This is a genomic window from Lysinibacillus mangiferihumi (assembly GCF_003049665.1).
Lineage (GTDB): Bacteria > Bacillota > Bacilli > Bacillales_A > Planococcaceae > Lysinibacillus > Lysinibacillus mangiferihumi.
Genome location: NZ_PYWM01000001.1, coordinates 62,925 through 75,694 on the forward strand (window position 1 = coordinate 62,925; position 12,770 = coordinate 75,694).

Sequence of the window (12,770 nt, forward strand, 5' to 3'; positions counted from 1 at the left end):
AGGAGCAAGAACTATGGATTTAAAGCAATACGTGACAACAGTTGAGAACTGGCCAAAAGAAGGCATCAGCTTCAAAGATATTACAACAATTATGGATAACGGTCCAGCTTACAAATATGCAACAGATCAAATCGTAGCTTATGCTAAGGAAGTAGGCGCAGAAATTATTGTAGGTCCAGAAGCACGTGGTTTCATTATCGGTTGCCCAGTTGCCTATGCGCTTGAAATTGGCTTTGCGCCAGTTCGTAAACCAGGAAAATTGCCACGTGAAGTCATTAGTGCAGATTACGGTTTAGAGTATGGTAAAGATACTTTAACAATGCATCAAGATGCCATCAAACCAGGTCAGAAAGTACTTATCTGTGATGATTTACTAGCTACTGGTGGTACAGTTGAGGCAACTGTACGCTTAATTCAACAATTAGGTGGAGAAGTTGTTGGCTGTGCATTCCTAATCGAGCTAAAAGAACTAAATGGCCGTGCAAAACTAGGCGATCTAAGCGTAAAAACTTTAATTCAATATTAATACTAAAAAAGCTGTCCCCTATAATTGGGACAGCTTTTTTAAATAATTAATAAAAAGCTGTTAATCTATTTCGACGAACACCATCGTCTCTATGAGCTAGTTTATGAGCATTTCAATCCTGCTCTAATCATCAAAAATACTGAATATTACGAAAAATAACTTTAATATTAGTTCATTTATATATACTTAAATATTTATTTATGTTATATTTTACCATATAACTTTCGCGATAGATAATTAGGGGGAGAAAAAATGAAGAAGATAATCTTTTCAATACTATTTTTAGTAAGTTTTTTTGTAATTTCGACGGAACACAAGGTTTTAGCAAATGAATTACCAGTTGATTCATTTATTAATGAGAATACCGAGATTATTTATGCTGATCAGATAGAAATTCCGAATAATGGGATTTCCCCTAATGCTGTAGAAAATGAAAATTACTATCCTGGCACAAAAACATTAATGAAAATAGGGGATGTTTTATATTCTTCAAAATCATTAGTGACGTCTACAAAAATTGTTGGTCATGTAGGTATTGTCGGTCCTGACTATAGAATATATCATGTTAATCCTGTAGATGAAGTGGCTGGGAAGAGAGATACAGTCGAAACGTATAGTAGTCGACATGGAGCAAATGAAACAATTTATATTTACCGACCTCGTTCAGGAGGACAAGGGGCTGCGGATTGGGCAGCGTATGCTTATTCTTATGCTAAAGTTTATGATATTATTAATTTACAGCCTTTGAACACACTTTCTCCTAATTACTGTTCTAAGTTTATTTGGCAAGCATTTTTTTATAGCAATTCTGGAGATATTACTAATTTAAGTCTAACAGGTTCTAGTACAGCCTTCGTAACACCTGGTCACATTAAAAATGCTAGTATTTTTACTAATGTAGGTTCGTTCAACACTAAATAAAACAAGCTTTCACTATATTAGGGAGAGTGGTTATTATTAAAAAATTTTTAATTATCCTGTCTATTGTACTTCTATTATGTTTAACACCTTTTGTGTACATTCAAGTAAAAAAGCACATTGCACTTAATAAAGTAATGGAGTATCTAATTGAGGAAAAAGGTTACGATGAATCTGATATTTTTATGATTGAAAGTAAATGGACTACCGGGATACCTAATTATTATGTAAAAGTAACTTTTCAAAATGAACCTAATATAGTATATCTTTATTTTGCACATGATATTAAAGGACAGTTTGAGTATTATGATATTCGCGGAATAAAAGTCCCAATAGAAGATTTGAAAAATTATGACCCTTATAAAAACAATCGTTCCTAATTCATGGTATATAAAGGTTTTAAAGTTTTGTATACGACTAAATAGCACTAAATAGCACTAAGTAACATTATTAACATGAGCCCGTGATATTTCTAGTAGAAATACCATGGGCTCTTTGTGATTTAACGACGAATTGTAGGAATTTTTGTGCATTTACCTCAAAAATACCATCCAAGTGCCAGGTACTCAAACAATTCTGATAATTACTCGTAGGATTTCACTACTTGTTGTATTTTTTTTAGCGTTTCATAAAAGTCTTTATATTTTTCGGGTCCAATATCATGGATGATTTTCTCCTGAATGTCCATCCAAATAGGAGCTGCTTCCGTTAATTTTTGCATGCCTGTAGCCGTTAAAGAAATAATTTTTGTTCGGCCATATTGGGAATCTTTGGTAAAAGTCACATAGCCATTTTTTTTCAAAAGATTGACATTGCGGGTGATCGTCGTCTGATCAAGTGAAAGAATAATGCCTAGTTGACTAACTGAAACGGCTTTATGCTTTGCTATATTGGCTAACATAGCGTATTGCGTAACTTTTAAATTAGTAGGTTCAAGTACTTTATCATATAGTTGCGTAACGACCCTAGTTTTTTTTCTAAGATTTGCACATACGCAAATTTGAGTATAGTCAATGTCTTTGTGTATTTTCTCCATAATGAGCGCTCCTTTTAGTTTTTTTGATTATGTATATTATATTACTTAAATGGTAAAATTTTCTTGACATAAAAAATTATAAGTCATTATTATATATGTACATACAATTATTTTAATTCATGTAAAAATTCCCTTAAATTGTTACATTATCGAGAATGTAGGTGGCATATGAAACGTATTCATTACAGTTGGTTTGTTTTAGCGATTACATTTTTCTCCATTATTGTAGCGGGTATCACCTTATCTTCTTCAGGTGTTTTTCTCGGCCCATTTGAACATGAATTTGGCTGGGATCGATCTGTTATCGCAATGGCATTTGCTATTAGTCTTTTTTTATATGGGATTTCAGGTCCATTTATGGCAGCGTTACTTGAAGTTATTGGCTTAAAGAAAATGATGTTAGCTGCTATGGCGATTTTAATAGTGGGCATAGCACTGACGTTATTGATGCAGCAAGCATGGCAATTAATGATTATTTGGGGCTTTATTATTGGTTTAGGAGCTAGTCTCTTTTTAACAGTATTAAGTCCTTTTGTAGCGAATCATTGGTTTGAGAAAAAAAGAGGGCTTGCATTAGGGATACTAACAGCTAGTACGGCAACAGGGCAATTAATACTGCTTCCAATTTTAGCGATGATTATCGAAAATTACTCATGGCGTTGGGCAATTGCATTAATCATCATGTTAAGTTCAATCATGTTAATAATTATTATTCTGTTTATGAAAAATAAACCGATGGATGTGGGGCTTCTTGCATATGGTCTTGAGGAAGAACGATTGGAGGAAGCACTAGAACATAAGAAAAATCCAATCGTTATTGCCTTTAATGGTTTAGTTGAGGCTATGAAAGTGAAAGCGTTTTGGCTTTTGGCTGGTAGTTTCTTTATTTGTGGATTATCAACAAATGGCTTAATAGGTACACATTTTGTATCGTATTGTATTAGTTTCGGTATTCCATTAGTAACAGCAGCATCCTTTCTATCCTTCATGGGGATTTTTAACCTAGTAGGAACAACATTATCAGGCTGGTTATCCGATCGCTTTGATAATCGTTGGTTACTATTTTGGTATTATCTTTCAAGGGGTGCTTCCTTAGTTTTACTACCGTATGCATTAGTGCAAGGTTCCCTTACATTGCTCATCATGTTTACTGTGTTTTATGGACTAGATTGGATTGCAACTGTACCGCCAACTGTTAGTATTTCAAGGCAAATTTTTGGTACCCAAAAAAGCGGGATTATTTATGGCTGGATATTCGCCTCCCATCAGGCAGGTGCAGCAGTAGCAGCATATGGGGGAGGTCTTATCTATAAACTTTTCAATTCTTATACTTGGGCATTTTTCTTGGCTGGCGTTTTTTGTGTTTTAGCTGGTTTGTTTGTCATCATTGTGAAAAAACAAGTACCGAATGTCATGCATAATGCTGATGCAGCATAATAGTATAAACAATATGGAACGGACAAATAGTACGCTAGAAAATTAATCTAGCGTGCTATTTTTTATTGAAAATTATCTGCATTTCACTTGAAGGGAAAATATAGAAGTGGGGAGCGTTTAGCAAAACGTATGAAATGTTTTGACTTCGTTCAAACAAAAGTTTATAATACAAACAAATATAATAAAAGGTGATGCTATGAATGAAAGAGAACAAGCGGTACTGGCTTTAATTCGCAAAAATCCGTTTATGTCTCAGCAAGAGATGGCAGATAAGATGAATCTGTCCCGTCCAGTACTTGCAAACCTAGTGTCGAGCTTAACGAAGCAAGGGAAAATTGTCGGTCGTGCTTATATTTTACCTGAGGAAAATGAAATTATTTGTATCGGTGGCGCGAATCTCGATCGCAAATTTCATGTAAAAGGGACTGTTCAATTAGGTACTTCCAATCCAGCTAGTTCCTCATTCAGTGTAGGTGGGGTTGGACGCAATATTGCGGAAAATTTAGGCCGACTTAATCATCAGGTGACGTTATTAACGACAGCGGGTAAAGATGCGGATTGGCAAGTAATCCAAGAAGCATCAGAATCATTTATGAATTTGCGCTATGTCGAGCAGTTACCCGATGCTTCAACTGGTTCTTATACTGCGATTATGGACGAGCAAGGTGAGCTTGCACTAGCTGTGGCAAACATGGAAGTTTATGATTTATTGTTGCCGAGTTTGTTAAAGAAATACGAGGCAATGCTTATGAATGCTGGCTGCTTTATTATGGATTTAAATTGTCCGAAAGAAACAGTAGTGTATATCCAACAAGTCGCGATTGCGCGCGCTATTCCATTTGTTATCGTTCCGGTATCTTCTCCCAAAATGAATCGATTACCGGATACATTGCAAGGTGTTACATGGTTTATATGTAATACGGACGAAGCAGAAACGATTGTTGGTCATACAATTAATAACGAGGCAAACTATGACAAAGCGATTCAAAAGCTTCTACAATTAGGAGCAGAGCATGTCATTATTACGGCAGGTAGCAAAGGGGTCTATGCTGCCTCTACCACTAGTCCACCACGTCATTTTGCTGCGAAGACAATAAAGAAAATTGAAGATGTAACGGGCGCGGGTGACGCTTTTGTAAGTGCTGTCATTCATAGTTGGTTAAGGGGGCAATCGTTTGAAGTTTGCATAGACGCAGGCTTAACGAATGCCAAAAAAACACTGGCATCCCCATATACAGTAAGACCTGAATTATCAGAAGAATTGTTGAAAAGTGAAATGGAGGAATAACATCATGAAAGAATTCATCGTATTATCAGAAGAAGTAAAAGTTGGACAAGCAAAAGGACTACCAATTGTTGCATTAGAGTCAACAATCATTTCACATGGTATGCCATATCCTCAAAACGTACAAACAGCACGTGAAGTAGAGCAAATTATTCGTGATAACGGTGCGGTGCCTGCAACAATCGCGCTCATTGATGGGAAAATTAAAATCGGTTTATCTGACGAAGAACTTGAAATGTTTGGGAATGCACAAGGTGTTGCAAAAACTTCTCGTCGCGACTTAGGCTATTTATTGGCTACGAAAAAATTAGGTGCGACAACAGTTGCTGCAACAATGATTTGCGCTGAGCTTGCAGGTATTGACATTTTCGTTACAGGTGGTATCGGAGGCGTACACCGTGGTGCTGAAACAACAATGGATATTTCAGCAGACTTAGAAGAATTAGCACAAACAAATGTAGCTGTTATTTGTGCAGGTGCGAAATCTATTTTAGATATCGGTTTAACATTAGAATATCTTGAAACAAAAGGTGTTCCAGTAGTTGGATATGGCACGTCTGAGCTTCCTGCATTTTACACTCGCCAAAGTGGATTTGATGTCAACTTTAAACTAGATACACCAGAAGAAGTTGCAGCAATGTTGCGTGCTAAGTGGGATTTAGGCTTACAGGGTGGCGCAGTTATTGCAAACCCTATCCCTGAAGCGGATGCACTAGAGCATGAATTTATCACAAGCATTATTGAAAAGGCTTTACAAGAAGCTGAAGAAAATGGTATCCAAGGTAAAAATGTAACACCATTCTTACTGGGTAAAGTAAAAGAGTTAACAGCAGGTAAGAGCCTTGATGCCAATATCGCATTAGTGAAAAACAATGCAGTAGTTGGTGCGAAAATTGCAGTGGCTTACAACAAAGCAAACTAACAAGTAAATGAAAGACTCTTTGCGAAGCAAATCAGCCTAGCAAAGGGTCTTTTTATTTATAATAATGAATATTTTTTCCATTAATGAAACCTGTTCACGATATTATCTAAACTATATGACACAGTCCCTTTACAATCGACCTCTATTTTTTATACAATTAAGTTTATATCTAATCTGAAAAATTTGACGAGCAAGGTGGACATGTTATGGCGAAAGAGCAAATTTTGACTCCTGAGGACGTTTTTGAGTTAGTCAAATCCTACATGAATGAGGAAAATGTCGCATTCGTGAAAAAAGCATATGAATTGGCAAGAGATGCGCATATTGAGCAATTCCGTAGCTCTGGTGAACCGTATATTATTCACCCAGTGCAAGTTGCCGGTATTTTAGCTGAATTACAAATGGATCCAGAAACTGTGGCAGCAGGCTTTTTACACGATGTTGTCGAAGATACGGAATTTACACGTGATGACCTAGTCCGTGAATTTGGCGAGGAAGTAGCAATGCTCGTTGATGGTGTGACGAAGCTGGGGAAAATAAAATATTTATCGAAAGAAGCACAGCAGGCGGAAAATCACCGTAAAATGTTTGTCGCTATGGCACAGGATATTCGTGTTATCTTAATTAAGCTTGCGGATCGTTTGCACAATATGCGTACCTTAAAGCATTTACCTGCTGAAAAACAACGCCGTATTTCGAAAGAAACGCTTGAAATTTTTGCTCCCCTTGCACATCGTCTAGGAATTTCGACAGTAAAATGGGAGCTGGAGGATACTGCACTACGTTATTTAAATCCACAGCAATATTACCGTATTGTCAGTCTAATGAAAAAGAAGCGAGATGAACGTGAGGCTTATTTAGACAATGTTATGGGAGAAATGAAATCTCAGCTTTCTGAAGTCGAAATCGATGCGGATATTTATGGTCGTCCGAAACATATATACAGCATCTATCGTAAAATGGTGCTCCAAAAAAAGCAATTTAACGAAATTTATGATTTGTTAGCCATTCGCGTTTTAGTTGATAGCATAAAAGATTGCTATGCAGTGTTAGGTATTGTGCATACATTATGGAAGCCGATGCCTGGGCGTTTTAAAGATTATATTGCAATGCCAAAGCAAAACCTATATCAATCGTTGCATACAACGGTCATTGGTCCATACGGTGATCCACTAGAAGTACAAATCCGTACAAAAGAAATGCATAAAATTGCCGAATACGGGATCGCAGCTCACTGGGCTTATAAAGAAGGTAAAAAGATTGATATTGAAAAACAAAATGTCGATCAAAAATTAACTTGGTTTAGAGAAATATTAGAATTCCAAAACGAGTCTTCAAATGCCGAGGAGTTCATGGAATCTTTAAAATTCGATTTATTCTCTGATATGGTGTACGTGTTTACACCTGAAGGGGATGTAATAGAATTGCCAGCTGGTTCTGTACCTATCGATTTCGCATACCGTGTGCATTCAGAAGTCGGTAATCGTACAATCGGTGCAAAAATTAATGGCAAGATGGTGCCGCTCGATACACCATTAAAAACGGGTGATATTATTGAAATATTAACATCAAAACAATCTTTCGGCCCGAGTCGTGACTGGCTAAAAATTGCTCAATCATCCCAAGCAAAAAATAAAATCAAGCAATTTTTCAAGCGCCATCTTCGTGAAGAAAATATCATCAAAGGTAAAGAGATGATTGAAAAAGAAATTCGCGCGCAAGATTTCGACATGAAAGAAACAATGTCAGCGGAAAACTTAAAACGTGTCTGCGATAAATTTAATTACACGAATGAAGAAGATTTATATGCCGCAGTTGGTGTAAATGGTATTACAGCGCAACAAGTTGTTAATCGTTTAGCCGAAAAACGTCGTAAAGAGCGTGAACAAGAAGAAGCACTTGAAAAAATTGAGCAAAAAATGAAAAATCCAATTCCGCAAAAGCGCACAGAGTCTGGCGTTATTGTAAAAGGAATTGACAATATGCTCATTCGATTGTCTCGTTGCTGTACACCAGTGCCGGGTGATGACATTGTCGGTTTTATTACGAAAGGACGAGGTGTTTCCGTACACCGAGCAGATTGTCCAAACATCCAAATAGAGGATGAGCAGGAACGTATTATCGAAGTTGAATGGGAGAATGGGCTTACACCTGAGAAAAAAGAGTATCCTGTCGATATCGAGGTATCTGCCTTTGATAGACCTGGTATTTTAAATGAAATTATGCAAATCGTCAGCGAGACGAAAACGAACATATTGGCTGTGAGCGGCCGTGCTGATCGTGATAAAATCGCCACTATTCATCTAACGATTTCAATTTCAAATATTTCTCATCTGCATAAGGTTGTTGAACGTATAAAACAAACACCTGATATATATTCTGTGCAGCGTGTAATTAACTAAAAGCTGTAGCAAATAACAAGTGAAAAGAATAGTGTAGATTTTGATAGATTGAGGGGTTTAACATTATGAAAGTAGTTTTACAGCGGAGTAAGGCTGCATCTGTTACGGTACAAGGAGAAGTAACAGGTGCTATTGATAGCGGCTATGTGCTTCTTGTAGGCATTACACATGACGATACAACTGAAGACGTGGCCTATCTAGCAAAAAAAATCGCTAATCTACGCTTGTGGGAAGATAGTGAAGGGAAAATGAATCACTCTATTTTGGAGCATGGAGGGGCAATCCTATCAGTTTCTCAATTTACATTGTATGGAGATACGAAAAAGGGCAATCGTCCAAGCTTTACAAGTGCGGCAAGACCAGAAATGGCTGCCCCTTTGTGGGAGGCATTTAATGATGCACTACGAGGATATGGTCTACAGGTTGAGACAGGAATTTTTGGTGCTATGATGGATGTTGCATTGACAAATGATGGACCTGTTACAATTCTACTTGAGTCAAAATAGAGGTACATTCCCTATCTTTCCTTCATATACTAAAAAGAATGGCTAAATGTGGGAAGGAAGTGTAATTTCGATGACGCAAATAGGAAGGATGTCGAATCCTTATTTATATGAAACACTGAAAATGATGATTGGCCAAATGATAGTTGTTCAAACGAAGAAGAATATTCAGCAAGGTAATTTGACCTCCATATTACCTGACCATATCGTTATCGAAATTAATCGCACACCTTTCTTTATTCGTATGGAGGAAATTGTATGGGTCACATTGGCGATAACATAAGTAAATCACATATAAAAACCTTCATTTTCTTAAGCATATAGAAAATGAAGGTTCTTTTTTATTCGTTTGCATCAAAATAATCTAAAATGCCTTGATAAATGCCAAGTGAGGCTTGTTCTCGGAATTTAGCTGTTGTAATAACTCTTTCTTCATTGGCATTGCTTAAAAAACCGAGTTCAATCAGCACTGCTTTTTGTCGATTTTCACGCAGTACTAAATAATTTCCTTGTTGTGTACCACGATCTTTTAAGTTGATTTTGCTGGCTAGCCCATTGTGTATGGCTTCAGCAAGCCCTTTTTGATTATTGTTTAAATAATAGGAAGTAAAGCCAGAAATTGAGCTATTGTCAGTCGCATCATAGTGAATACTGATAAAAGCGTCTGCATCATGCTGGTGAGCAATAGACACACGTTTGCGAAGTGCAACATATTCATCTGATTCACGTGTCATAACAACATTTGCACCTGCTGCACTTAACTTGGAAGCAAGCAGGGATGCCGTTTTCAAAGTAATGTCTTTTTCATCAGTACCGCGCTGTCCAGTCGTCCCATGGTCATTACCACCATGCCCAGGATCTACGACAATAGTTAGTCCATTTAAAGTACCGTTTTTTCGAGGCTCAGACTTTGTTTTGTTAGTTGTTTTTGTCGCTGCATTATTGTGTGAAGTGGTCACAACCCAAGTGGCAACGAAAGCGGTTTTATCGCCTAATTGAATTTCATAAAAATCATCTTTAGCACCTACAATGGGAAAAGTTTCACCTGCATCTACACGTTGCACAACTTCCGCAGTGGTTGTCGCATCTGTGCGTAAGTTGGTGCCATTATAAATAATTGTGACAGATTCAAGTGTTGATGATGAAGATGATGTTGTTGTTTTCGAAGTCGTTTTCACCGCATCTGAAAATGTGCCATAGAAACTATATACCCAACCGGCTTTTTTGTTACTATACTGAATTTGCACCCAATTGTGCTCTTGAGCAAGCACCTTATAAGATTGTCCTTTGGAAACAGTCCCTAAAATTTTGGATGTTAAATCAGCTTTTTTTCGGACATTTAACGTATCGACTAAAATCGTAAAAGTAGTCCCTTTCGATTCGGTTGTTGTAGACACTTCAACTACTGGTTTAGTAGTTGTTTTTTCCGTTTTTTCATTAATCGTCACATAGTCTGAAGATACCCAACCAATTAATCCATTCCAATTAATCTTTGCCCATTCACCATTTTCTGTTATTAATGTGGCTTGATTACCTGTTGACAGTTGTCCAAGAACAGGGGACGCAATATCTGGTTCCGTACGTATGTTTAGACGTTCAACTTGGGAAATAACAGTTTTATCTATTGTTTGTTGCTCATTTATGGATGCTGTTAGCCATGAAGCTACCCATCCTTCGTAATCGCCTATTTTTACTTGAATCCAGTCTCCCTCGCGACCGATAGATGTTAATGAATCGCCTTCTTCTAATGTGGTAATAATGGGGTAAGAGAGCCCAGGTCCTTCGCGTAAATGGAGTATGGTTCCAGTTACTTTTAAATCACTTGTATCGGCAAGCGCTAGTTCTTTGTCGTTGATATGTGGTATCATAAATGCTAATAATAGGACAAAGATAATAGTTTTATGTATAAGTTTTGTCGTCATCGAACCTCTCCTTTCCTTGTGCTATTTTACCATGTTTTTATGCTAAAATTCGAGGGAAAAAGGTAACGGAAATCGTTTTTTTAACAACAGTACGATGAAAAAAAAGAAAACAGTTGACATTACCTTATGTTGTGACTAACATAAAGGGTAATCAAAAAATGATTAACCGCTTATGACCAAGCAAGTAGCGTATACCTCTATTGGAAAAGAGAGGGAAAGACTTAGGCTGCAATCTTTCCTACAAAAATGTATAAGGCGAATAACACTTGAGAGGCTTTTTTCTGAAAAGGAATACTTAGTAGGAAAAAACGGAATCGGCCGTTACCCGATTATGAGGAGGACGCAATATACGTTATGCGTCAACTAGGGTGGAACCGCGGAAGCATACACAGCTCTCGTCCCTTGCAATTATGCAAGGTGACGAGGGCTTTTTTTGTTGGATTTCTTCTGTACAAGGTCGGTCTATCTACAGTATGTTCGTATTTTACATACGAAGGCTAGCTCATAAGCAATTGAAAAGGAGGTATTTTCATGACTTTTAAAGTGCCACGAGGAACACAAGACATATTGCCAGGTCAATCAGAAAAATGGCAAAAGGTCGAATCGATTATTCGTGATATATGTCGTGTCTATCGATATAACGAAATTCGTACACCGATTTTTGAACAAACAGATTTATTTGCACGCGGTGTTGGTGAAACAACGGATGTTGTCCAAAAGGAAATGTATACATTTGAAGACCGCGGGGGTCGTTCATTAACATTGCGCCCTGAAAATACAGCCGGCGTTGTACGTGCCTATGTAGAACATAAAATGTTTGGTGCACCTGATCAGCCTGTCAAGCTATCTTATATTGGACCAATGTTCCGTTATGAACGCCAACAGGCTGGTCGTTACCGTCAATTTGTGCAATTCGGTGTTGAAGCAATTGGCTCAGCGGATCCTGCAATTGATGCTGAAGTCATTGCGCTAGCTATGGACATCTATGAATCAACAGGCTTAAAGGATTTAAAATTAGTAATCAACTCTCTTGGGGATAAAGAAACACGTGATGCCCATCGTACAGCGTTGATTAATCATTTCGAGCCACATATTCACGAGTTTTGTGCAGATTGCCAAAATCGTTTGCAAAAAAATCCGTTACGTATTTTAGATTGTAAAGTAGACCGCGAGCATCCATTAATGGCTTCTGCACCGGCATTAACTGATTTTTTAACAGACGATTCAGCGGCATATTTTGCTCAAGTTAAATCGTATTTAGATACACTTGGAATTACGTATGAAGTAGATCCAAACTTAGTACGTGGCCTTGACTACTATAACCATACAACATTTGAAATTATGTCTACTGCTGATGGCTTTGGTGCTATCACAACACTTTGTGGTGGCGGTCGTTATAATGGGTTAGTAGAGGAAATAGGTGGTCCCAATGTACCAGGTATAGGCTTTGCGTTAAGTATTGAGCGTTTACTATTAGCGCTTGAAGCTGAAGCAGTGGAGTTAGATACAGAATCTGCTCTAGATGTTTACATGATTGCCATGGGTGCTGAAGCGAAGCTAAAGGCAGTAGAGCTAACAAGTTCATTCCGTGCAAAAGGCATTGCAACCGACATGGATTACCTAGATCGTAAAATGAAAGCCCAAATGAAATCTGCAGACCGATTAGGTGCTCAATATACAATCGTCTTAGGTGAAACAGAAATGGAAGAACAAGCAGCGACAGTCAAACATATGGCAACTGGGGAGCAACAAAAAGTCGCTTTCTCAGAATTAGTGAACTACTTACTTAAATAAATGAAATAGATGTTGGAGGAAATAC

At 37.5% G+C, this 12,770-nt stretch carries 12 protein-coding genes and 1 other annotated feature; of the genes, 10 read left to right on the plus strand and 2 right to left on the minus strand.

Features of this window, described 5'->3' with window-relative positions; all coding sequences use genetic code 11:
* The first annotated feature begins 13 nt into the window (after window positions 1–13).
* The 3 genes from C9J37_RS00375 to C9J37_RS00385 all read left to right on the plus strand — a co-directional run bounded on the left by C9J37_RS00375 (window position 14) and on the right by C9J37_RS00385 (window position 1,824).
* Window positions 14–526 (plus strand): adenine phosphoribosyltransferase, encoded by a 513-nt coding sequence (locus tag C9J37_RS00375; RefSeq protein ID WP_107893779.1) that lies wholly within the window; start codon window positions 14–16, stop codon window positions 524–526.
* Window positions 527–778: 252 nt separating this feature from the next.
* Window positions 779–1,447, plus strand: a complete 669-nt coding sequence (locus tag C9J37_RS00380) for a hypothetical protein (RefSeq protein WP_025220102.1) — start codon at window positions 779–781, stop codon at window positions 1,445–1,447.
* 26 nt (window positions 1,448–1,473) lie between these two features.
* On the plus strand, window positions 1,474–1,824 hold the full coding sequence (locus C9J37_RS00385; protein ID WP_069513325.1) for a DUF3139 domain-containing protein: 351 nt from the start codon (window positions 1,474–1,476) through the stop codon (window positions 1,822–1,824).
* 203 nt (window positions 1,825–2,027) lie between these two features.
* Here the strand turns inward: C9J37_RS00385 and C9J37_RS00390 are convergent, their stop codons facing one another.
* Entirely contained in the window at window positions 2,028–2,480 is a 453-nt protein-coding gene (locus tag C9J37_RS00390; protein WP_107893780.1) for a MarR family winged helix-turn-helix transcriptional regulator, read from the minus strand.
* A gap of 168 nt (window positions 2,481–2,648) precedes the next feature.
* Between C9J37_RS00390 and C9J37_RS00395 the strand changes: the two genes are divergently transcribed.
* The 6 genes from C9J37_RS00395 to C9J37_RS00420 all read left to right on the plus strand — a co-directional run bounded on the left by C9J37_RS00395 (window position 2,649) and on the right by C9J37_RS00420 (window position 9,312).
* Window positions 2,649–3,917 carry an MFS transporter gene (locus tag C9J37_RS00395; RefSeq protein WP_107893781.1) on the plus strand — a complete coding sequence of 423 codons (1,269 nt, stop codon included), beginning with the start codon at window positions 2,649–2,651 and terminating at the stop codon, window positions 3,915–3,917.
* A gap of 196 nt (window positions 3,918–4,113) precedes the next feature.
* Window positions 4,114–5,205, plus strand: coding sequence for a carbohydrate kinase (locus tag C9J37_RS00400; protein WP_107893782.1), 1,092 nt, complete (start codon window positions 4,114–4,116; stop codon window positions 5,203–5,205).
* Window positions 5,206–5,209: 4 nt separating this feature from the next.
* Entirely contained in the window at window positions 5,210–6,124 is a 915-nt protein-coding gene (locus tag C9J37_RS00405) for a pseudouridine-5'-phosphate glycosidase (RefSeq protein ID WP_107893783.1), read from the plus strand.
* A gap of 206 nt (window positions 6,125–6,330) precedes the next feature.
* Window positions 6,331–8,526: a RelA/SpoT family protein gene (locus tag C9J37_RS00410; protein WP_024363150.1), complete on the plus strand. Its 2,196-nt coding sequence runs from the start codon at window positions 6,331–6,333 to the stop codon at window positions 8,524–8,526.
* A gap of 65 nt (window positions 8,527–8,591) precedes the next feature.
* Entirely contained in the window at window positions 8,592–9,032 is a 441-nt protein-coding gene (gene dtd, locus C9J37_RS00415; protein WP_107893784.1) for a D-aminoacyl-tRNA deacylase, read from the plus strand.
* A 70-nt stretch (window positions 9,033–9,102) separates the two neighbouring features.
* Complete coding sequence (locus C9J37_RS00420; protein ID WP_107893785.1) at window positions 9,103–9,312, plus strand: DUF2642 domain-containing protein; 210 nt, start codon at window positions 9,103–9,105, stop codon at window positions 9,310–9,312.
* 58 nt (window positions 9,313–9,370) lie between these two features.
* Here C9J37_RS00420 and C9J37_RS00425 read toward each other — a convergent pair whose 3' ends face one another.
* Window positions 9,371–10,951 carry an N-acetylmuramoyl-L-alanine amidase family protein gene (locus tag C9J37_RS00425; RefSeq protein WP_107893786.1) on the minus strand — a complete coding sequence of 527 codons (1,581 nt, stop codon included), beginning with the start codon at window positions 10,949–10,951 and terminating at the stop codon, window positions 9,371–9,373.
* Between the two features lie 163 nt (window positions 10,952–11,114).
* Window positions 11,115–11,357: a binding site (T-box leader), on the plus strand.
* A gap of 125 nt (window positions 11,358–11,482) precedes the next feature.
* On the opposite strand from C9J37_RS00425, the gene hisS reads away from it, so the two are divergent.
* The gene (hisS, locus tag C9J37_RS00430) at window positions 11,483–12,745 is read left to right on the plus strand and encodes a histidine--tRNA ligase (RefSeq protein WP_024363146.1); all 1,263 of its coding nucleotides are present in this window, start codon (window positions 11,483–11,485) and stop codon (window positions 12,743–12,745) included.
* Window positions 12,746–12,770: the final 25 nt, after the last annotated feature.